The 20,078-nt window shown below is 72.7% G+C and carries 19 protein-coding genes; 8 read left to right on the forward strand and 11 right to left on the reverse strand.

Going from position 1 to position 20,078, the window contains the following annotated elements:
- Positions 1 to 158: 158 nt before the first annotated feature.
- Positions 159 to 881, forward strand: a complete 723-nt coding sequence (locus tag AB5J54_RS24895) for a SigE family RNA polymerase sigma factor (RefSeq protein WP_369146119.1) — start codon at positions 159 to 161, stop codon at positions 879 to 881.
- Between the two features lie 166 nt (positions 882 to 1,047).
- Here AB5J54_RS24895 and AB5J54_RS24900 read toward each other — a convergent pair whose 3' ends face one another.
- Positions 1,048 to 1,737: an ATP-binding protein gene (locus AB5J54_RS24900; RefSeq protein ID WP_369146120.1), complete on the reverse strand. Its 690-nt coding sequence runs from the start codon at positions 1,735 to 1,737 to the stop codon at positions 1,048 to 1,050.
- A gap of 52 nt (positions 1,738 to 1,789) precedes the next feature.
- Here AB5J54_RS24900 and AB5J54_RS24905 point away from each other — a divergent pair, with 52 nt between their 5' ends.
- Positions 1,790 to 2,188, forward strand: coding sequence for a hypothetical protein (locus AB5J54_RS24905; protein ID WP_369146121.1), 399 nt, complete (start codon positions 1,790 to 1,792; stop codon positions 2,186 to 2,188).
- Here the strand turns inward: AB5J54_RS24905 and AB5J54_RS24910 are convergent.
- Both AB5J54_RS24910 and AB5J54_RS24915 read right to left on the reverse strand, forming a co-directional pair.
- On the reverse strand, positions 2,121 to 3,626 hold the full coding sequence (locus AB5J54_RS24910; protein WP_369146123.1) for an MDR family MFS transporter: 1,506 nt from the start codon (positions 3,624 to 3,626) through the stop codon (positions 2,121 to 2,123). The genes AB5J54_RS24905 and AB5J54_RS24910 overlap by 68 nt on opposite strands.
- 2 nt (positions 3,627 to 3,628) lie before the next feature.
- A complete protein-coding gene (locus AB5J54_RS24915) occupies positions 3,629 to 4,219 on the reverse strand; it encodes an NADPH-dependent FMN reductase (RefSeq protein ID WP_369146124.1) in 591 nt (196 codons plus the stop codon).
- A gap of 115 nt (positions 4,220 to 4,334) precedes the next feature.
- Here AB5J54_RS24915 and AB5J54_RS24920 point away from each other — a divergent pair, with 115 nt between their 5' ends.
- A complete protein-coding gene (locus tag AB5J54_RS24920; protein ID WP_369146125.1) occupies positions 4,335 to 5,069 on the forward strand; it encodes a TetR/AcrR family transcriptional regulator in 735 nt (244 codons plus the stop codon).
- 46 nt (positions 5,070 to 5,115) lie between these two features.
- Here AB5J54_RS24920 and AB5J54_RS24925 read toward each other — a convergent pair whose 3' ends face one another.
- The 3 genes from AB5J54_RS24925 to deoC are packed head-to-tail and all read right to left on the reverse strand — an operon-like array spanning position 5,116 to position 8,403.
- Positions 5,116 to 6,009, reverse strand: coding sequence for an aldehyde dehydrogenase (locus AB5J54_RS24925; protein ID WP_369146126.1), 894 nt, complete (start codon positions 6,007 to 6,009; stop codon positions 5,116 to 5,118).
- On the reverse strand, positions 6,002 to 7,438 hold the full coding sequence (locus AB5J54_RS24930; protein WP_369146127.1) for an aldehyde dehydrogenase family protein: 1,437 nt from the start codon (positions 7,436 to 7,438) through the stop codon (positions 6,002 to 6,004). The genes AB5J54_RS24925 and AB5J54_RS24930 overlap by 8 nt, the downstream gene beginning before the upstream one ends.
- Before the next feature lie 5 nt (positions 7,439 to 7,443).
- A complete protein-coding gene (gene deoC / locus AB5J54_RS24935; protein WP_352016886.1) occupies positions 7,444 to 8,403 on the reverse strand; it encodes a deoxyribose-phosphate aldolase in 960 nt (319 codons plus the stop codon).
- 255 nt (positions 8,404 to 8,658) lie between these two features.
- Here deoC and AB5J54_RS24940 point away from each other — a divergent pair, with 255 nt between their 5' ends.
- The 3 genes from AB5J54_RS24940 to AB5J54_RS24950 all read left to right on the forward strand — a co-directional run bounded on the left by AB5J54_RS24940 (position 8,659) and on the right by AB5J54_RS24950 (position 11,832).
- Complete coding sequence (locus AB5J54_RS24940) at positions 8,659 to 10,266, forward strand: hypothetical protein (RefSeq protein WP_369146128.1); 1,608 nt, start codon at positions 8,659 to 8,661, stop codon at positions 10,264 to 10,266.
- 229 nt (positions 10,267 to 10,495) lie between these two features.
- A complete protein-coding gene (locus AB5J54_RS24945; RefSeq protein ID WP_369146129.1) occupies positions 10,496 to 11,119 on the forward strand; it encodes a class F sortase in 624 nt (207 codons plus the stop codon).
- Between the two features lie 35 nt (positions 11,120 to 11,154).
- Complete coding sequence (locus AB5J54_RS24950; protein WP_369146130.1) at positions 11,155 to 11,832, forward strand: PH domain-containing protein; 678 nt, start codon at positions 11,155 to 11,157, stop codon at positions 11,830 to 11,832.
- 45 nt (positions 11,833 to 11,877) lie between these two features.
- Here AB5J54_RS24950 and AB5J54_RS24955 read toward each other — a convergent pair whose 3' ends face one another.
- The 4 genes from AB5J54_RS24955 to AB5J54_RS24970 all read right to left on the reverse strand — a co-directional run bounded on the left by AB5J54_RS24955 (position 11,878) and on the right by AB5J54_RS24970 (position 16,599).
- Complete coding sequence (locus AB5J54_RS24955; protein ID WP_369149449.1) at positions 11,878 to 13,014, reverse strand: glycosyltransferase 87 family protein; 1,137 nt, start codon at positions 13,012 to 13,014, stop codon at positions 11,878 to 11,880.
- Positions 13,015 to 13,226: 212 nt separating this feature from the next.
- A complete protein-coding gene (locus tag AB5J54_RS24960) occupies positions 13,227 to 14,879 on the reverse strand; it encodes a phospho-sugar mutase (protein ID WP_369146131.1) in 1,653 nt (550 codons plus the stop codon).
- 268 nt (positions 14,880 to 15,147) lie between these two features.
- Positions 15,148 to 15,951 (reverse strand): purine-nucleoside phosphorylase, encoded by an 804-nt coding sequence (locus AB5J54_RS24965; protein ID WP_366036144.1) that lies wholly within the window; start codon positions 15,949 to 15,951, stop codon positions 15,148 to 15,150.
- A gap of 210 nt (positions 15,952 to 16,161) precedes the next feature.
- Complete coding sequence (locus tag AB5J54_RS24970) at positions 16,162 to 16,599, reverse strand: gamma-glutamylcyclotransferase (protein ID WP_017239758.1); 438 nt, start codon at positions 16,597 to 16,599, stop codon at positions 16,162 to 16,164.
- A 206-nt stretch (positions 16,600 to 16,805) separates the two neighbouring features.
- Here AB5J54_RS24970 and AB5J54_RS24975 point away from each other — a divergent pair, with 206 nt between their 5' ends.
- Positions 16,806 to 18,245 (forward strand): NAD(P)H-quinone dehydrogenase, encoded by a 1,440-nt coding sequence (locus AB5J54_RS24975; RefSeq protein ID WP_369146132.1) that lies wholly within the window; start codon positions 16,806 to 16,808, stop codon positions 18,243 to 18,245.
- A gap of 189 nt (positions 18,246 to 18,434) precedes the next feature.
- A complete protein-coding gene (locus AB5J54_RS24980; protein WP_366036147.1) occupies positions 18,435 to 19,397 on the forward strand; it encodes a DeoR/GlpR family DNA-binding transcription regulator in 963 nt (320 codons plus the stop codon).
- A 79-nt stretch (positions 19,398 to 19,476) separates the two neighbouring features.
- Here the strand turns inward: AB5J54_RS24980 and AB5J54_RS24985 are convergent, their stop codons facing one another.
- Entirely contained in the window at positions 19,477 to 20,022 is a 546-nt protein-coding gene (locus AB5J54_RS24985) for a TetR/AcrR family transcriptional regulator (protein ID WP_369146133.1), read from the reverse strand.
- Positions 20,023 to 20,078: the final 56 nt, after the last annotated feature.

The raw sequence follows: 20,078 nt of genomic DNA on the forward strand, positions 1-20,078 counted from the left end.
GGCCCATTCGGCCGTCCGAGATCGACCGCTGTGCGACTCGCTTCTGTTCCGTTCCCTGTGACACGGCTGTGACAGTCGGCGGACAACGCCATGAAGTCCGGCGGGCAAGCTTCTTGGCACACGGACCGAAACACACTCCAACCGACGGGGGGCGCGAGATGAACGCACTGCACAGCACCACCTCAAGCGCAGTTGTCACGCGTCTCCACGACGTCGTGCGGAGCACGGAGAAGTCCGGCGCAGTGAACGGGCGGGGGTGCGTTCGCAGCGTCGGGCGTCAGCGCAAGGCGCCGTACATGGTGGCCGTTGCTGACGGGGGAGCGGCGTACGGGGAGGTCACGGGGGAGCGCACGAGCTGCTCGGAAGCCGAGTTCACGGCTTACGTGCAGGAGCGTCGTGCCTCCCTGTACGCCACCGCCTACCACCTCACCGGTGACCGTTTCGAGGCCGAGGACCTGCTCCAGAGCGCGCTGTTCTCCACGTACCGCGCCTGGGACCGGATCAGCGACAAGGCGGCCGTGGGCGGCTACCTGCGTCGCACCATGACGAACCTGCACATCAGCGCCTGGCGCCGGCGCAAGCTCAACGAGTACCCGACCGAGGAGCTGCCGGAGACGGTCGGCGAGACGGACGCGATGCGGGGCACGGAGCTGCGCGCGGTCCTGTGGCAGGCCCTGGCCCGGCTGCCCGAGCTCCAGCGGACGATGCTGGTGCTGCGCTACTACGAGGGCCGTACCGATCCGGAGATCGCGGAGATCCTGGACATCAGTGTCGGCACGGTGAAGTCGAGCATCTGGCGCTCGCTGCGGCGACTGCGCGAGGACGAGGTGCTGAGCTTCGGCCGTGACGAGGAGGAGTCCTTCGGCGAGCTGGTGGCCTGAAGGTCGGGGGGACACGCCCGGCAGGGGCCCACGGGGGAAACGGGGGCCTGTGCCGGGACGGGGGAAACACGGGGGAACCGTACGGGGGTACGGGGAAACACGAAGCGGGTCGTACGAGTCCGGGGGGTCTCGTACGACCCGCTTCGTGCGTCCTGGGCGGTTGGGGCTACACCGGCGTGCGGTGGCGGCCCGCCGCCGCCGCGGCCAGGCGGCCCAGGGCTTCCGGCTTCGCGCAGGGGTGGGCGCCCAGGGCGGTCTGGCGGGCGACGATCGCGCGCTCGGCGCGCATCAGGCGCCAGCCGCGGCGCAGCAGGAACGGCACGGACTTGCGGCCCTCGCGGAGGTCGCGCAGGAGCCGGCGGCGGAACGTCGTGGAGGGGCGGCCCCGCAGGCACAGCGCGTCCGCGAGGACGTCCAGGTCGCGGCAGCGGTTCACGATCTCGGCCGCGAAGATGCCCTCCGCCACGAAGAGCGGCGTCCGCGCGATGTCGAGCCGCTCCCGGTCCACCCGGGAGCTGGTGGCGATGTCGTACACCGGGACGTCGGTCCGCCCCGTACGGCACAGCTCGACGATCGCGGCGACGGCGGCGTCCGCGTCCCAGGACCGTGGGGAGTCCCAGTCGATGTCCGTGGAGCCTTCGACGAGCGGGAGCGACGGGTCGCCGGCCTCCTTGTAGAAATCGTCGAGGCGCAGGACCGGAAGGCCGGCGACGGCGGCGAGGGACGACTTGCCGGAGCCGGAGGGGCCCGCGAGCAGGACGACCCGGGTCGGGATCGGTTGGGAACTCACGGAACACCAGTGTGAGGCATTCCCCCGTCCAGGGGACCACCGAGGAAGGCCGTTGGTATCGAGCATCACACCTCGACTACTGTCGGTGCCCGCCCGCTCACCCCCTGGAAGGATCCTCATGGCGCGTCACGCAGACCACCGGACCCCCCGCCGCAGCGCCCTGCTCAAGGCCGGTCTCACCGTCACGGCGGCGGGCGCGGCGATGCTCGGCGCGGGTGCCGGGGCGCAGGCCGCCGCCCCCGTACCGCTGCCCGTCGACTCGCTGAGCCGGACGGACGCCGCCGCGGCCGGGTCCGGCGCGCTGGAGGGCGTGACCCACGGCGTGGGCCCGCTGACCCGGCTTCAGCTCGACCCGCTGGCCAACACCGGAGTGGACCCGCTCGACAACGGCCTCGGCACCCAGGTCGCCGACTTCAAGCCGATCGGCACCAACGTGGTCACCGACCACGTCACGAAGGGCGGAGCGGTGGCCGATCTGCCGCTGGCCGGCCCGCTGACGCGGGGGCTGCTTCCGTAGCGTTCCGCAGGGGGACCTCGCGTACGAGCCAGGCCACCGCGAACGCCAGGGCGGCGAGCACGGCCGTGCCGAGCAGCACCCCGTGCACCCCGCCGGTCACCGCCGCCCGCACGCCCTCCCGTACCGGCTCCGGCAGCCGTGCGGCCTGGGTCGGGGTCAGGTTCGTGTCTGTCCCCGCGAGGCGCGCGGTGAAGACGGCGCCGAGGGCCGCGACGCCGAGGGAGCCGCCGAGGGTGCGGACGAGCGTGACGGTGCCGCTCGCCGCGCCCATGTCCCGGGGCGGGGCGCCGTACATCGTGATGAGCAGGGTCGACTGCATGAGGAAGCCCATTCCGGCGCCCAGGATCACGGTGAGCGCGGACGCGACGGCCGTCGGGGTGTCCACGTCGAGCAGGAGCAGGGCGAGCGCGCCCGCGGTCATGAGCCCGCCGCCGAGGATCGGGTAGATCCGGTAGCGGCCGTCGCGCGCGATCAGCCGGCCCGTGACGAGCTGGACGCCGACCATGCCGAGCATGAGCGGCAGCAGGAGCAGTCCGCTCGCCGTGGACGTCCGGCCGCCGACGAACTGGAAGTACTGCGGCAGGTAGTTCATCGCGGCGATCATGCCCGCGCCGACCAGGAGGCTCAGGATCTGCGCGAGGGCGAAGTTCCGGCTGTGGAACAGCCGGGGCGGGATCACCGGCTCGGCGGCGCGCCGCTCGGTCCTGACGAACAGGGCGAGAGCGGCGACGGCGGTCGCGGTCAGGGCGAGGATTCCCGGCGAGGTCCAGGCGTACCGCGTTCCGCCCCAGGTCGCGAGCAGGGTCAGGGCGAGGATGCCGGTGGTGAGGAGCAGGGCCCCGGCCACGTCCACGCGGGCCCGGACGCGCGGGGTGCGGACGCGCAGCCCGAGGGAGACGAGCAGCAGCGCGGCGATGCCGACGGGCAGGTTGACGTAGAAGGCCCAGCGCCAGTTCAGGTGGTCGGTGAGCAGCCCGCCGAGGAGCGGGCCGCCGGCGAAGGCGACCGGGAGCATCGCGCCGGTGATCGCCTGGACCTTCGGGCTGTCCTCAGGGGAGACGACGGTGCCGATCAGGGCGAAGGCGCCGACCATCAGGCCGCCGGCGCCGACGCCCTGGAGGGCGCGGAAGGCGATGAGCTGGTCCATGCTCTGGGCGAGGCCGGAGAGGGCGGAGCCGGTGAGGAAGACGGCGACGGCGGAGAGGTAGGCGCCCTTGCGTCCGTACAGGTCGCCGGCCTTGCCCCACAGGGGGGTGGTGACGGCGGCGGTGAGGAGGTAGGCGGTGACCACCCAGGACAGCCGGTCCAGGCCACCGAGTTCGCCGGCGACGGTCGGGAGCGCGGTGCCGACGATCGTGCCGTCGAGGGTGCCGAGGACGATGCCGAGCATGAGCCCGGTGAGGCCCGGGTAGGGCAGCGCCCTTCGCTGGTCGGTCATGGTCAGGCTCCGTACGGCTTCTTGGCGCGGGCCTCACGGAGGGCGTCGGCCCACCAGACGAGCCGTTCGAGCATCGCCTTCGCGGCGGTGTCGGCGCCGGCGTCGACGGCCTTGCCCTCGGCGTCGAACTGTCCCCAGACGCCGGCGAGTCCGACCGACTCGCGGAGGGTGACGGCGTGCAGTTCGGCGAAGACCCCGCGCAGGTGCTCGACGGCGCGCAGGCCGGCCGAGAAGCCGCCGTAGGAGACGAAGGCGACGGGCTTGGCGTGCCACTCCTTGTTGTGCCAGTCGATCGCGTTCTTCAGGGACGCGGGGTAGCTGTGGTTGTACTCGGGCGTGACGACGACGAAGGCGTCGGCGGTGGCCAGGCGGGGGGACACGGCCCGCAGGAGGGCCAGGTCGGCCTCGTCGGCGGGGGCCTGGCCGAGGTGCGGGAAGACGGTGGGCAGCGGGGTCTCGGCGAGGTCGATCACGTCGACGGCCAGGTCGGGGCGGTCGGCGGCATGGCCGGCGAGCCAGTGCGCGACGGTCGGGCCGAGGCGGCCTTCGCGGGTCGAGCCCTGAATGACGGCGAGGCGGAGCGGCGTGCTCATGGGTCCCCCTGAAGCGCGTGGTTGTGTACGGCGTACACCGATGGGTGTACAACGTACACGTCGATGTGTACGTCGTCCACAAGGCATACGCTGTACGCGACACAAGGAGGCCGGAGTGGCGAAGAAGGACGAGACGGACCGCGTCTCGCTGTGGGAGCGGCTCGATCGGCCCGCGGCGGCACCCAGGGCGTCCCTCACCCCGGGCCGGATCGCCGAGGTCGCGATCGGGATCGCGGACCGTGAGGGATTCGCCGCCGTCACCATGCGGAAGGTCGCCGCCGAACTGGGCGTCGCGCCCATGGCCGCGTACCGGCACGTCGACGGCAAGGACGAGCTGTGGGCCCTCATGGTCGACCGGGTCGCGAGCGAGCTGGAGCCCCCGGAGGCAGGCGAGGGCTGGCGGGACACCCTGCGGGACCACGCGCACCGCACCCGCGACGGGATGCTGCGCCACCCGTGGCTCGCCCAGCTGCCGACCCCGCTCTTCGCCCTCACCCCGAACCGGATGGCGGCGGCCGAGCGGCAGCTGGCCTCGCTCGACGGCCTCGGCCTCGACGTCGACTCGATGATGGCCGCGTTCCGTGCGGTCGGCGCCTATGTGCACGGCGCCGTGCAGGCGGAGGTCGCCGTCGCGCTCTACATGAAGGAGCAGGGCTGGGCGAACGCCGACGAGACCCGCCGGGGGCTCGCCCCGCAGATGACGTACCTGCTCGGCACCGGCCGCTACCCGACCTACCGGACGTACGCGCTGGGGGCTGCCCGCAAGGACGACGCGGGGTGGCTGTTCGAGACGGGTCTCGAGTGCGTGCTCGACGGGGTCGCGGGCCTGATCGAGCGCGGCGGCGCATGACGAACGGCCCCCGGGAGCTCCCGGGGGCCGTTCGTCATGGGGGTTCCTAGTACGAGGAGCCGCTCGCGCCCAGCGAACCCGTGGGGTGCCAGACCGTCTTCGTCTCCAGGAACGCGGTCATGCGGTCCGTGCCCGGGGACTCGGCGAAGTCCTCCTCGGTACGGGGGCGCAGGACGCGCTTCAGGTTGTCCGCCGCCGCGATCTCCAGGTCACGGGCCAGACCGGTGTCCGCGCCCGTCAGGTCGATCGCGTTGACGTCCTGGTGGGCCGCGAGGTGCGGGCCCATCTCGGCGGCCTTGCCGGAGAGGATGTTGACCACGCCGCCGGGGAGGTCGGAGGTGGCCAGGACCTCGCCCAGGGAGAGGGCGGGGAGCGGGGACTTCTCCGAGGCGATGACCACCGCCGTGTTGCCCGTCGCGATCACCGGGGCGATCACCGAGACGAGGCCCAGGAAGGACGAGTCCTGCGGGGCCACGACCGTGACGACGCCCGTAGGCTCCGGGGTCGACAGGTTGAAGTACGGGCCGGCGACCGGGTTCGCGCCGCCCACGACCTGGGCGATCTTGTCGGTCCAGCCCGCGTACCAGACCCAGCGGTCGATCGCCGCGTCGACGACCACGGCCGCCTTCGACTTCGACAGGCCCTCCGCGTCCGCGACCTCGCGGACGAACTGGTCCCGGCGGCCCTCCAGCATCTCGGCCACGCGGTAGAGGATCTGGCCGCGGTTGTACGCGGTCGCGCCCGCCCAGCCGCCGAAGGCCTTTCGGGCCGCGACGACCGCGTCACGCGCGTCCTTGCGGGAGGAGAGCGGCGCGTTCGCCAGCCACTTGCCCTTCGAGTCGCTCACCTCGTACACCCGGCCGCTCTCGGAGCGGGGGAACTTGCCCCCGACGTACAGCTTGTAGGTCTTGAAGACACTGAGGCGCGTCACATCAGACATCGAGGTAGGCCTCCAGACCGTGGCGGCCGCCCTCGCGGCCGAAGCCCGACTCCTTGTAGCCGCCGAAGGGCGAGGTCGGGTCGAACTTGTTGAACGTGTTGGCCCAGACGACACCGGCCCGGAGCTTGCTGGCGACCGCGAGGATGCGGGAGCCCTTCTCCGTCCAGATGCCCGCCGACAGGCCGTACTGGCTGTTGTTGGCCTTCGCGACCGCCTCGTCGGGCGTACGGAAGGACAGCACCGACAGGACCGGGCCGAAGATCTCGTCGCGGGCGATCCGGTGCGCCTGAGTGACGTTCGTGAAGAGCGTCGGGGCGAACCAGTAACCGGCCGACGGGATCTCGCACGCGGCGGTCCAGCGCTCGGCGCCCTCCGCCTCGCCCTGCTCCACGAGCGAGGTGATGCGGGCCAGCTGCTCCGAGGAGTTGATGGCGCCGATGTCGGTGTTCTTGTCGAGCGGGTCGCCGAGGCGGAGCGTCGACAGGCGGCGCTTCAGGCTGTCGAGCAGCTCGTCCTGGATCGACTCCTGGACGAGGAGGCGCGAGCCCGCGCAGCAGACCTGGCCCTGGTTGAAGAAGATGCCGTTGACGATGCCCTCGACGGCCTGGTCGATCGGGGCGTCGTCGAAGACGATGTTGGCGCCCTTGCCGCCCAGTTCGAGGGTGACCTTCTTGTGCGTACCGGCGACGGAGCGCGCGATCGACTTGCCGACCGCCGTCGAACCGGTGAAGGCGACCTTGTTCACGTCCGGGTGCTCGACCAGCGCGGCGCCCGTCTCCCCGTACCCGGGAAGGATGTTGACGACGCCCTTCGGCAGCCCGGCCTGGCGGCAGATGTCCGCGAAGAACAGGGCGGAGAGCGGGGTCGTCTCGGCCGGCTTCAGGACGACCGTGTTGCCGGTCGCGAGCGCGGGGGCGATCTTCCACGCCAGCATGAGCAGCGGGAAGTTCCACGGGATGACCTGGCCGGCCACGCCGAGCGGCTTCGGGTTCGGCCCGTAGCCGGCGTGGTCGAGCTTGTCGGCCCAGCCCGCGTAGTAGAAGAAGTGCGCCGCGACCAGGGGGAGGTCCGCGTCGCGGGTCTCCTTGATCGGCTTGCCGTTGTCCAGGGTCTCCAGGACGGCCAGCTCACGGCTGCGCTCCTGGATGATCCGGGCGATGCGGAAGAGGTACTTGGCGCGCTCGGAGCCGGGCAGCGCCGACCACTTCTCGAAGGCCTTGCGGGCCGCCTTCACCGCGCGGTCGACGTCCTCGGCGCCCGCCTGGGCGACCTCGGCGAGGACCTCCTCGCTGGACGGGGAGACGGTCTTGAAGACCTTGCCGTCGGCCGCGTCGACGAACTCGCCGTCGATGAACAGGCCGTAGCTCGGCGCGATGTCGACGATCGAACGCGACTCCGGTGCCGGTGCGTACTCGAATGCAGATGCCATGTTGATCAGTCCACCGTCACGTAATCGGGGCCGGAGTAACGGCCGGTCGCCAGCTTCTGGCGCTGCATCAGCAGGTCGTTGAGCAGGCTGGAAGCGCCGAAGCGGAACCAGTGGTTGTCCAGCCAGTCCTCACCCACGGTCTCGTTGACGAGAACCAGGAACTTGATCGCTTCCTTGGTGTTGCGGATGCCGCCGGCCGGCTTCACGCCGATCTGCACGCCGGTCTGGGCGCGGAAGTCGCGCACGGCCTCCAGCATGAGGAGGGTGTTCGCCGGGGTGGCGTTGACCGCGACCTTGCCGGTCGAGGTCTTGATGAAGTCCGCGCCGGCCATCATGCCGAGCCAGGAGGCGCGGCGGATGTTGTCGTACGTGGACAGCTCGCCGGTCTCGAAGATCACCTTGAGGCGGGCGCGGTCGCCGCACTCCGCCTTGATCGCGGCGATCTGCTCGAAGACCTCCAGGTACCGGCCGGCGAGGAAGGCGCCACGGTCGATGACCATGTCGATCTCGTCGGCGCCGGCGGCGATGGCGTCGGCGGTGTCGGCCAGCTTCACGGGGAGCGCGGCGCGGCCGGCCGGGAAGGCGGTGGCGACCGAGGCGACCTTGACGCCCGAGCCCGCGACGGCGGCCTTGGCGGTGGCCACCATGTCGGGGTAGACGCAGACGGCGGCCGTCTTCGGGGTCGTGCGGTCGGTCGGATCGGGGTTGACGGCCTTGGCGGCGAGCGCCCGGACCTTGCCCGGGGTGTCCGCGCCTTCGAGCGTCGTCAGGTCGATCATGGAAATGGCCAGGTCGATGGCGTACGCCTTGGCCGTGGTCTTGATCGAGCGGGTGCCGAGGGACGCGGCGCGCGCCTCCAGGCCGACGGCGTCGACGCCGGGCAGCCCGTGGAGGAAGCGGCGCAGCGCACTGTCGGACGTGGTCACGTCGGCGAAAGCGGATGCTGCGGATGCAGTGGTGGGCATGGTCACCAGTCGAGCATATCTACGCGCGTAGCGACCTGTACAGGGGCGCCCCTTCATGGAGCCCGAGGTCACAGGGGGTCCGACGGCGTGGTGACTCCTGTCACACGCTCGTGACACGGAGCGGACGGCTCCCCCATACAAGATCAATAGATTCTTATCAGCAGCCAGCCAGACCTCACCGGCCCTTCCCGATCGAGATGTCAGCCAGGCATGCGGCTCTTCCTCATCCACCTGTGACCTGCCTCAGGAGTCGTTATGCGCACCGCCCTTCGCACCGCCCTTGCCGCCGCGCTCGTCGCCGGCGTCGCCGCCACCCCGGTCCTCGCGGCCGGCAACGCCTTCGCCGCCGGTACGACCCCGGCGCCGACGGTCACCGCGAGTGCGAAGGCCACCGAGCCGGCGAAGGCCGCCGCGCCCGCCGAGGCCACCCCGGTCCGCACCGTCGAGCTCGCCGGCGGCCTGTCGGCGAAGGTGTACGCCAAGGGCGACCAGCACCCGTACTTCACCGCCACGGTCCTCAAGGGCGGCACGGTCCTCGGCGAGCTGAAGGCCGGTGCCGGCTACCCGCAGCAGGACACCAAGGTCTTCGCCGGACACGCGGTGACCCTGACCGCCGAGGGCAAGGTGACCGCCGTCGCCGTCGACGCGAACGGCACCCTCGTCCGCACCGTCGAGCTCGCCGGCGGCCTGTCGGCGAAGGTGTACGCCAAGGGCGACCAGCACCCGTACTTCACCGCCACGGTCCTCAAGGGCGGCACGGTCCTCGGCGAGCTGAAGGCCGGTGCCGGCTACCCGCAGGAGGACACCAAGGTCTTCGCCGGGTACTCGGTGACCCTGACCTCCGAGGGCGAGGTGACCGCGACCGCGGCCGGCACGCAGCAGGGCACCCTCGTCCGGACCGAGACCCTCATCAACGGCACGATCGCCAAGATCTACAAGGTCAAGGACCTGCACCACCGCGCCGAGCTCTTCCACCAGGGCAACCCGGTCGGCGTCCTCGACGCCATCACCCGCCCGGTCGCCGGCAACGACAACGGCGAGTTCTTCGTCCTCTTCGAGGACGGCCGCACCCTCAACTGGGAGCGCAACTACGTCCCCGGCGCCGAGCCCGGCATGTACGTCCTCGCCGACGGCACCGTCCTGGAGCTCGCCAAGAAGGACGGCCGCTACGGCCTCCAGCTCATCGAGAACGGCCACGGCCGCGGCTTCACCTACCTGACCGGCTCCCGCCAGGTCTGGACGTACGGCAAGGCGGTCGTCGTCCTGGAGCAGGACGGTGGCTTCGCGGCCTACATCCCGGGCTCCACGAAGCAGGCCGCCCCGGAGCTCGTCCAGAAGGGCTCCAAGCCCGCCCCGGGCCCCGTCGTCACCGTCGGCGAGTGCACCGTCCGGCAGGACATCCCCTCGGTCTTCGCGCTGCTGACCGTGACGCTCACCAACGACCTGGAGAAGGGCCCCAAGGCCGTCCTCAAGGACGAGGCCGGCAAGCCGATCGTCACCGTCGACCGCGCCCACCCGGCCGACCTGGGCCAGGGCCTCACGATCAAGGGCGCGAACACGGCCACCCCGCAGCTCGGCCAGCGCACCCAGGGCGGCGACACGCCGTACCGGTGGACCGCCTTCCCGAAGCTCCCCAAGGGCTGCGAGAAGGACGCCGCCGGCACCCCGGCGGGCAACAACGGCACCACCACCGACACCGGGCAGACCTCCGTCATCCCGCAGGGCGGCGTCGCGGCCGGTGCCGAGCTCGGCACCCAGGGCGACTCCACCGCCCTGATCGCGGCCGGCGCGGGCGCGGCCTCCCTCGCCGCCGCGGGCCTCGGCTTCGTCGTCCTGCGCCGCCGGGCCGGCTCCCGCGCCTGATCCGTACGGGAGCCCGCGCCTGATCCGTACGGGATCCAAGACCGATCCGTACGGGATCCAAGACCGATCCGTACCGGACCCGCGCCCGATCCGTACCTGATCGCGCGCCAGGTCCCGCACTCCTCCCCCTGCCCTGACCCGAGCAGGTGACACCCCACCCCAGGCCGGTCGCCGCGTCCCGCGCGGCGGCCGGCCACACCCCTTCCCCCAGCCCGCCCGGAGCCGTCCCGTGAGCCGTCGACCCGCCCGTACCCGTACCGCTTCCCTCGTCCTCGTGGCCGCCCTCGCCGCCCTCACCGGCTGCTCCGCGGCAGCGGACACCACGCCCGCCCACATCTCACAGGCCACCGCCCCCGCGCCGACCGCGAGCACGGCCCCCGTGAAGCCGATGGCGCGGTCCCTGCCCGTCCGGGTCCGGGTGCCCGCCGCCGGGGTCGACACCGGGCCCGTCCTCCCGCTCGGCCTGAACACGGACGGCACCGTCGAGGTGCCCTCCGTCGCCGACGCCGACCGCATCGGCTGGTACGACAAGGGCGTCACCCCCGGGCAGACCGGCCCCGCCGTCCTCATCGGCCACTTCGACACCGCCCGCGGCCCGGCCGTCCTCAAGAACGTCTCCAAGGTCCGCGTCGGCGACGAGATCACCGTGACCCGCGCCGACCGCACGACCGCCGTCTTCCGCGTCCGGGAACTGCAGCAGGTCGACAAGGACGCCTTCCCGACGGCCAAGGTCTACGGCGACACCACCCACCCCGAGCTGCGCCTCGTCACCTGCGGCGGCGAGCTCGTCGACGGCCACCGCCCCGACAACATCATCCTGTACGCGGATCTCGTGGCCGCGCGGGCCGCCTGAGCCCCCCACCCGCCCCCTGAGGCACAATCGGCGGCATGACGACCCCCGAGCCCAGCCACGAGCCGAGCCCCGAGCAGCCGTCCGCAGGAAAGACCCCCGCGGGACAGACCCCCGCCGACAAGGTCTTCCGGTCGCCCCTCGGGGTCGCGAGCGGGGTGTTCCTGCTGCTCCTCACGGCCTTCTTCGCCGGGGACTCGATGGTCCGCGGCGAGGGCCGCACCCCCTGGATCGCGCTCGCGATCCTCGTCCTCGCCGTCCCGCTGATCGTCGCCTTCACGATCCGGCCCGCCGTGTACGCCAACGACGACCGGCTCCGGATCCGCAACCCGTTCCGGTCGATCGTGCTGCCCTGGGCCACGGTCGCCGACGTCCGCGCCGGCTACTCCAGCGAGGTCTTCACGCAGGAGGGCGCCAAGTACCAGCTGTGGGCGATCCCCGTCTCGCTGCGCCAGCGGAAGAGGGCCGCCCGCCAGGCCGCCCGCGCCTCCCAGGACGACCCGCACGGCCGTACCTCCGTCACCGCCGACGTCCGGGACGCCGCCTCCCGCACCGCCCCCAGCGACAAGACCATCGCCGACCTGCGCGAGCTCGCCGAGCTGCGCGCCGGGACCCCGGGCGCGCAGGGCGAGCCGGAGGTGCGCTGGGCGTACGAGATCGTCGCCCCCGCGCTGGCCGGGCTGCTGCTCCTCGTCATCCTGATCGCGACGGGCTGAGCCGCACCCCCGCCTCCCGGCCGGATGTCCCGGGGCCGAGCCCCGTCAGGGCGCTCCTTCCCACACCAGGAGCATGTGGCCGCCCAGCCACGCCGAGGAGAGCGCCGCACCCGTGAGGACGAGGGCGGCGACGTGCCACCGCGCGCGGGCGATCCCCGCGGCGAGCGGCAGCAGCAGCGGGAAGCCCGGCAGCAGGAAGCGGGCCCGCGGGAACCAGACGCCGCCGCTGCCGAGGACCACGAGCAGCAGCACCCCCGTGAACACGAGCAGCGGCAGCGGCTGCCGGTCCGCGAGACAGCACACGTACAGCGCGGCGGACACCAGCAGCACCAGCGACACGACGGTCAGGAAGAGCGGCGGGGACGCGCTGTGGAGGAGGTACCGGCGCAGCGCCCGCAGGGTCACCGCGCCGCCGTCCCACTGGTTCCCCCAGCGCCGCTGCACCTCGAAGTAGCCGTCCCAGCGCCCCCGGACGAGCGCCACCCACCCGACGTACCCGAGCCAGCCGAGGGGCGCCGTCAGGGCGGCGGCCAGGGCCCGCCGCTCGCGCCGGGCGGCGAGGAGCCCCGCCACGCCGACCGCCACCGCGACCGCCAGCCCCGTCGGCCGGGTCAGCCCGGCGGCCACCGCGAGGCCTGCGGCCCACGCCCAGCGCCCGCCGAGCACCGCGTACAGCGCCCAGGCGGCGAGCGCCGTGAACAGCGACTCCGTGTACCCCATCCACTGCACGGCGGCCACCGGCGAGGCGCCCCACAGGACGGCGAGGACCGTGCCGGCCCGACGCCCGTGCAGCCGGTCGCCGACCGCGAACACCCCCCAGGCGGCGAGCAGCGAGCACACCACCGCGAGCCCGAGGGCGACGGAGGCGCGGGAGCCGGGGAGGACCGCCGAGAGGAGCCGGACGAGCCCGGGGAAGAGCGGGAAGAACGCCAGGTTCCGGGGGGAGGACGGCTGGGTCGTGTACCCGTGCCCGGCGATGTCCAGGTACCAGAGCGAGTCCCACGTACGGGCGAGCAGCGGCCACAGGCCGTGCCCCTTCAGATGCGCCCAGCGGGCGAGCACCGCAAGACCCAGGAGCCGTACCGTCAGGAATCCGAGCAGCGCCGGGGCCGCGCGCCGCAGCGCGCCGCCTTCCACGGCCTCGGGGGCGGCGGCGGTACGGGGGGCGGGGACGTACGGCACGGGGGTGACGGACACCGGGTCACCCTGGCGCGCGCCCCCGGCGCGCGGTCCACGCTTTACGTCACGTGCCGTAGGGGGTTCACCCGGACGGGCGAGGGCCGGTACGGATTACCTTCCGTACCGGCCCTCGGCGGTCCTCCGGGCCGATGTCCTGTCGGCCTGATGTCCCGCGCCCCGATGTCCTGCGCCCCGACGTCCTGCGCCCCGGCGGCCTACAGCCCGGCGGCCTCGGACAGATCCCGCTTGATCGCGGCGAGGATCTCGGCGCCCGTCGCGCGGGCGGTCGCCAGCTCGCTGCCGTCGCCGACCGGGACGACGACCTCCAGGTAGCACTTGAGCTTGGGCTCGGTGCCGGAGGGACGGACGATCACCCGGGCCTTGTAGTCGCCCTCCAGGTGGTAGCGGAGGCCGTCCGTCGGCGGCAGGGACTCGGTGCCCTTCGTCAGGTCCTCGGCGGAGACGACCGTCAGACCGGCGAGCCGGACCGGGGGACGCTCGCGGAGCGTGGCCATCGCGGCGGCGATGATCCCCAGGTCCTCGACCCGTACGGACAGCTGGTCCGTGGCGTGCAGGCCGTGCGCCACCGCCAGGTCGTCGAGCAGGTCGGTGAGGGTGCGGCCCTGCTCCTTGAGCACCGAGGCCAGCTCGGTGACGAGCAGCGCCGCCGTGATGCCGTCCTTGTCGCGGACGCCCTCGGGGTCGACGCAGTAGCCGAGCGCCTCCTCGTAGCCGTACCGCAGTCCGTCGACGCGGGCGATCCACTTGAAGCCGGTCAGGGTCTCCTCGTAGCCGACGCCCGCCGCCTCGGCGATGCGGCCGAGGAGGGACGAGGACACGATCGACTCGGCGAAGACGCCGGTCGCGCCCTTGTGCACCAGGTGCGCGGCGAGCAGCGCGCCGACCTCGTCGCCGCGGAGCATCCGCCAGCCGCCCTCGACGTCCGCGTCGGGCACGGCCACGGCGCAGCGGTCGGCGTCCGGGTCGTTCGCGATGACGATGTCGGGGTCCACGGCCCGGGCGGCCTCGAAGGCCAGGTCCATGGCGCCCGGCTCCTCCGGGTTCGGGAACGCGACCGTCGGGAAGGCCGGGTCCGGGTCGGCCTGCTCGGCGACGAGCGCGGGCGGCGGGAAGCCGGCCCGGTCGAACGCGGCCGTGAGGACCTCCTTGCCGACGCCGTGCATGGCCGTGTAGACGGTCCGCGCGGTCCGGGGGGAGCCGGGGGTCAGGACGGCGTCCGTACGCTCCAGGTAGGCCGCCAGGACCTCGTCGCCGAGGGTCTCCCAGCCGGTCTCGGGCCGGGGCACGTCGTGCAGCGAGCGGATGGCGTCGATCTCGGCGGCGATCTCGGCGTCGGCCGGCGGGACGATCTGCGAGCCGTCGCCCAGGTAGACCTTGTAGCCGTTGTCGCGCGGCGGGTTGTGGCTCGCGGTCACCTCGACACCGGCGACGGCGCCCAGATGCCTTATGGCGTACGCGAGGACGGGCGTCGGCAGCGGGCGGGGGAGGACGGCCGCGCGGAGTCCGGCGCCGGTCATCACGGCGGCGGTGTCGCGGGCGAAGTCGGCGGACTTGTAGCGGGCGTCGTAGCCGATGACGACGAGTCCGCCCTCCTGGCCCTTCGCCTTCAGGTACGCGGCGAGGCCGGCGGCGGCCCGGATGACGACCGAGCGGTTCATCCGCATGGGTCCGGCGCCGAGCTCACCGCGGAGCCCGGCCGTGCCGAACTGCAGCGTGCCGCTGAACCGGGCGGCGAGCTCGTCGCTCGCGCCGGCCTCGATGAGTCGCGCGAGCTCCTCGCGGGTCTCGCTGTCGGGATCCTCGGCGAGCCAGGCCTGGGCCCGGGTGAGGAGGTCGTCCTGCGTCACGGTGTGCCTTTCGGGGAGGGCGGGGCGGGTGCGTTCTGGTGCGGGCGGGGTGCGGGGCGTGTGCCGCTGCGCGGAGCCTTTCCCCGCCCCGCCCCTTCCCGAACTGGGGGCAAGCCCCCAGACCCCCGTACGGCCTGCGGCCGTGTCCTCGAACGCCGGACGGGCTGAACTTCAGCCCGTCCGGCGTCAGGACCGGGGTCCGGGGCGGAGCCCCGGTTACGGGAAGGGGCGGGGGAGAGGCCCCGCGCGGCGGCACCGCCCGCGACCGTCAGATTCGGTCCAGGACCCGCGTCAGCAGCTCACCCATCCGGGCCGCCGAGTCGCGCCCCGCCTGCAGGACCTCTTCGTGGTTGAGCGGTTCGCCCGAGAGCCCCGCCGCCAGGTTGGTGACGAGCGAGATGCCCAGGACCTCGGCCCCGGCCTCACGCGCCGCGATGGCCTCCAGGACGGTGGACATGCCGACGAGGTCGCCGCCGAGCACGCGGACCATGTTGATCTCGGCCGGGGTCTCGTAGTGCGGGCCGGGGAACTGGACGTACACGCCCTCCTCCAGCGTCTCGTCGACCTCCTTGCACAGCGCGCGCAGGCGCGGCGAGTACAGGTCCGTCAGGTCGACGAAGTTCGCGCCGACGATCGGGGAGGCGGCCGTGAGGTTGAGGTGGTCGCTGATCAGGACCGGCTGGCCGGGGCGCATGCCCTCGCGGAGGCCGCCGCAGCCGTTGGTGAGGACGACGGTCTTGCAGCCGGCGGCGACGGCGGTGCGGACGCCGTGGGCGACGGAGGCGACGCCCCGGCCCTCGTAGAAGTGGGTGCGGCCGAGGAAGACCAGCGCGCGCTTCTCACCGATCTTGTACGAGCGGACCTTGCCGCCGTGGCCCTCGACGGCCGGCGGCGGGAAGCCGGGGAGCTCGGTCACCGGGAACTCGGCCTCGGGGGCACCGAGGGCGTCGACGGCGGGCGCCCAGCCGGAGCCCATGACCAGGGCGACGTCGTGGTTCTCGACTCCGGTCAGCTCGCGAAGACGTGCGGCAGCGGCCTCGGCGGCCTCGTACGGGGTGGCAGTTGCGTTCACTGACTCTCTCGCCTCGGGGAGGGGGGTCCGAGGGGAGCCCCGGACGGATTTGGTACGCGAAGCAGCGTAGCCGGAGAATTCCTACGCGCGTAGATGACGATGCTGACGGACATGCGATCGTTGTCTTGTCGTTTCCGACGAATGGAGGATTCCGGTCACCCGGTCGGATCAACCCGGCCGGATCGGCGCGGCCCCGGCGACCCGCCCGGATCAGCAGGGGCGCTTCCGCAACTCCATCACGTAGTCGTGCGGCGCGCCCGCCGACTCGGCCGCGTCGGCGACCTCGCCCAGGTACCGCGCGGACGGCAGCCCGCCCTCGTACGCGTTGAGGACGTACACCCAGGCCGGCTCCTCGCCGTCCAGGGTGTGCACCCGCACCCGCATCCGCCGGTAGATGTCGAGGCCCACGCCCTCCCAGCGGTCCATGGAGTCCTCGTCCATCGGCGCGATGTCGTACAGCGCCACGAAGACCTGGGAGCGGGGGGCCTCCACGATGGTGGCCAGCGCCCCCTCCCAGCCCATCTGCTCTCCGCCGAAGGTCAGCCGCCAGCCGTTCAGCCAGCCGGTGCCGCGCAGCGGGGAGTGCGGTGCGCGGCGGCTCATCAGCCGCGCGTCGAGGTTGCCGGCGAAAGCGGCGTAGAGCGACATGGGACCGAGGGTACGGGAGGGGGCGGGCTGCCCGGAGAACCGTGAGGTGAAGGCCGTACGAGGGGCTCCGGCGGCCCCGGCGCGAGGCAGCGCCCGGCGTGCGGGAGAATGGGGTACGCACTTGAAGCGTGCGGGACAATGGCGTACGCACTGCACCCCAGCGGGGGGACCCCCCGGCAGAACGAGAGCGCGAGGCGTAGATCCCAGTGACCCGGATCGTGATCATCGGCGGCGGACCCGGCGGATACGAGGCGGCCCTGGTGGGCGCCCAACTCGGCGCGGAGGTGACCGTCGTGGACTGCGACGGCCTCGGCGGCGCGTCCGTCCTGACCGACTGCGTCCCCTCGAAGACCCTGATCGCCACCGCCGAGGTGATGACCACCTTCGACTCCTCCTACGAGGAGCTGGGCATCATCGTCGCGGACGACACCCCGCACATCGAGCAGGCCGCTCGTGTCGTCGGCGTGGACCTCGGCAAGGTGAACCGACGGGTGAAGCGCCTCGCGCTCGCCCAGTCCCACGACATCACCGCCTCCGTGACCCGGGCCGGCGCCCGGGTCCTGCGCGGCCGCGGCCGGCTCTCCGGGCGGCAGGCCGTGGACGGCTCGCGCCAGGTGGTCGTCACCGCCGCCGACGGCACCGAGGAGACGCTGACCGCCGACGCCGTGCTGATCGCGACGGGTGCCCACCCGCGCGAGGTGCCCGACGCCAAGCCGGACGGCGAACGCATCCTGAACTGGACGCAGGTCTACGACCTGAAGGAGCTCCCCGAGGAGCTCATCGTGGTCGGTTCCGGTGTCACCGGTGCCGAGTTCGCCGGCGCCTACCAGGCGCTCGGCTCCCGCGTCACGCTCGTTTCCAGCCGCGACCGCGTGCTCCCGGGCGAGGACCCGGACGCGGCCGCCGTCCTGGAGGACGTCTTCCGGCGCCGCGGCATGAACGTCATGGCCCGCTCCCGCGCCGAGTCCGCCAAGCGGGTCGGCGACCGGGTGGAGGTCACGCTCGCGGACGGCCGGGTCATCTCCGGCACCCACTGCCTGATGGCGGTCGGCGCGATCCCGAACTCGGCCGGGATGGGCCTGGAGGAGGCGGGGGTCAAGCTGAAGGACTCCGGCCACATCTGGACCGACAAGGTCTCCCGTACCTCCGCCCCCGGCGTGTACGCCGCCGGTGACGTCACCGGTGTCTTCGCGCTCGCCTCGGTCGCCGCCATGCAGGGCCGGATCGCGATGTACCACTTCCTCGGCGACGCGGTGGCCCCGCTGAACCTGAAGACGGTCTCCTCGAACGTCTTCACCGACCCGGAGATCGCCACCGTCGGCTACACCCAGGCCGACGTGGACGCGGGCAAGATCGACGCCAAGGTCGTCAAGCTGCCGCTGCTGCGCAACCCCCGCGCGAAGATGCAGGGCATCCGGGACGGCTTCGTGAAGATCTTCTGCCGTCCGGGCACCGGCATCGTGGTCGGCGGCTGTGTCGTCGCGCCGAAGGCGAGCGAGCTGATCCACCCGATCTCGATCGCGGTCGACAACAATCTGACGGTCGAACAGATCGCAAACGCTTTCACCGTGTACCCCTCCCTGTCGGGCTCGATCGCGGAAGTGGCACGGCAGTTGCACACCCGAAAGGCGACGGGCGAGGCGTAACGCCCGGCCCCGGCCCGGCTCCCGCCTGCGGGAACGGTTCGCCGACTCGGACAACCCCCGGCAAGGCGGGACATAGATCGATCAACGACGGGGCCTCCCATACCACTTGGAGGCCCCGTCTGTGCGCATCTTCTGCAATTCGGCGCATACTGCTGAAAACTATCGGCCGGTCACGTTACTGTCAGTTTCGTGTTCGCTGCAGAACGTCGCCAGTTGATCCTCGAAATGGTGCGAGCCAATGGGGCCGTGTCGCTCCGCGAGCTCGCCCGCGTCGTCCAGACCTCTGAAGTGACCGTACGGAGAGACGTACGGGCCCTTGAGGCAGAAGGACTCCTCGACCGCCGCCACGGCGGTGCGGTGTTGCCGGGCGGATTCACGCGAGAATCCGGCTTCCCGCAGAAATCCCATCTCGCCACAGCGGAGAAGACGGCCATCGCCGACGTCGCCGCGAGCCTCGTCGAAGAAGGCGAGGCCATCGTCGTCGGCGCCGGGACGACCACGCAGGAGCTGGCCCGCCGGCTCGCCCGCGTGCCCGGCCTCACCGTCGTCACCAACTCCCTGCTCGTCGCCCAGGCCCTCGCCCACGCCAACCGGGTCGAGGTCGTCATGACCGGCGGCACCCTGCGCGGCTCCAACTACGCGCTGGTGGGCAGCGGGGCCGAGCAGTCGCTCCAGGGGCTCCGGGTCTCCCGGGCGTTCCTCTCCGGGAGCGGCCTGACCGCCGAGCGCGGCCTGTCCACGTCCAACATGCTCTCCGCGAGCGTGGACCGGGCGCTCGTGCAGGCGGCGGCCGAGGTCGTGGTCCTCGCCGACCACACCAAGCTGGGCTCCGACACCATGTTCCAGACGGTGCCGACGGACGTCATCACCCGCCTGGTGACCGACGAGCCCCCGGCCCACGACGAGCGGGCCGCCACCGAGCTCCAGGCCCTCGCCGACCAGGGCGTGCAGATCGCCGTCGCCGGTACGGGCGCGGCCGCCGGCCCCTCCGGCGGCGACCAGGTCCCCCCGGGCGCCCGGCCCCGCCGTGACATGCCGCTCCCCGTCCAGCGCGGACGGATGGCGGCCGGTCAGTTCCGGGGACCGGGCGGCGGAATGGCCGCGGAGACGCTGGAACGTACGGCCCGGGTCGCGGACATGCGCCGCCGCTGACGTCAGCCGCAGTACCTGAACTCAGCCGCAGTACCCGAGGGACCCTCCCCCAGGGGTCCCACGCCGATCCCGAATGAGCTCAGCCCTTCAAGCCCCGCAGCGTCAGCGCGAGCAGACGGTCCGCCAGCTCCGCGTCCTCCGGGCACTGCTCGGCCGCCAGCGCGATCGCGTTGGTCAGCTGCATCAGGTCGCCGATCGACACATCGGCCCGCACCTGCCCCGCCTTCCGGGCCCGTTCGAGCAGTCGCTCGCCCGCCGCGCGCAGCGGATCGCTGCACCGCGCCAGGGCCGAACTCCGGTCGTACGAGGCGGACATCAGCGCGTGCGCGAGTCCCCGGTACTCGCCGGCGTGCGCGATCAGGGCCCGCAGCCACTCCACCAGGGCCGCGCACGGCGCGTCGGCCTCCGCCAGCTCCCGTGACCGGTCGAGCAGTTCGGCGAGCGCCTCCTGGAAGACCGCGTTCAACAGGTCGGCCCGGGTGGGGAAATGCCGGTAGAGGGTGCCGATGCCCACGCCCGCGCGGCGCGCGACCTCCTCCAGGGGCGCGTCCGCGCCCTGTTCCGCGAAGGCGGCGCGGGCTTCGATGAGCAGTCGCTCGTGGTTGCGGCGTGCGTCGGCGCGCATGAGCGCGGGGCCCTCCCCTCGACGAAGGGCCCGCAGGCGGCTGCCTGCGGGCCCTT

It is taken from the genome of Streptomyces sp. R44 (assembly GCF_041053105.1).
In the GTDB taxonomy this organism is placed as follows: domain Bacteria; phylum Actinomycetota; class Actinomycetes; order Streptomycetales; family Streptomycetaceae; genus Streptomyces.

Bases quoted from the DNA above. Each gene is read 5' to 3' on its own strand.
- AB5J54_RS24895 (WP_369146119.1), top strand. From the start codon at position 159: ATGAACGCACTGCACAGCACCACCTCAAGCGCAGTTGTCACGCGTCTC.
- AB5J54_RS24900 (WP_369146120.1), bottom strand. From the start codon at position 1,737: ATGCTCGATACCAACGGCCTTCCTCGGTGGTCCCCTGGACGGGGGAAT.
- AB5J54_RS24905 (WP_369146121.1), top strand. From the start codon at position 1,790: ATGGCGCGTCACGCAGACCACCGGACCCCCCGCCGCAGCGCCCTGCTC.
- AB5J54_RS24910 (WP_369146123.1), bottom strand. From the start codon at position 3,626: ATGACCGACCAGCGAAGGGCGCTGCCCTACCCGGGCCTCACCGGGCTC.
- AB5J54_RS24915 (WP_369146124.1), bottom strand. From the start codon at position 4,219: ATGAGCACGCCGCTCCGCCTCGCCGTCATTCAGGGCTCGACCCGCGAA.
- AB5J54_RS24925 (WP_369146126.1), bottom strand. From the start codon at position 6,009: ATGTCTGATGTGACGCGCCTCAGTGTCTTCAAGACCTACAAGCTGTAC.
- AB5J54_RS24930 (WP_369146127.1), bottom strand. From the start codon at position 7,438: ATGGCATCTGCATTCGAGTACGCACCGGCACCGGAGTCGCGTTCGATC.
- deoC (WP_352016886.1), bottom strand. From the start codon at position 8,403: ATGCCCACCACTGCATCCGCAGCATCCGCTTTCGCCGACGTGACCACG.
- AB5J54_RS24940 (WP_369146128.1), top strand. From the start codon at position 8,659: ATGCGCACCGCCCTTCGCACCGCCCTTGCCGCCGCGCTCGTCGCCGGC.
- AB5J54_RS24950 (WP_369146130.1), top strand. From the start codon at position 11,155: ATGACGACCCCCGAGCCCAGCCACGAGCCGAGCCCCGAGCAGCCGTCC.
- AB5J54_RS24970 (WP_017239758.1), bottom strand. From the start codon at position 16,599: ATGTCGCTCTACGCCGCTTTCGCCGGCAACCTCGACGCGCGGCTGATG.
- AB5J54_RS24985 (WP_369146133.1), bottom strand. From the start codon at position 20,022: ATGCGCGCCGACGCACGCCGCAACCACGAGCGACTGCTCATCGAAGCC.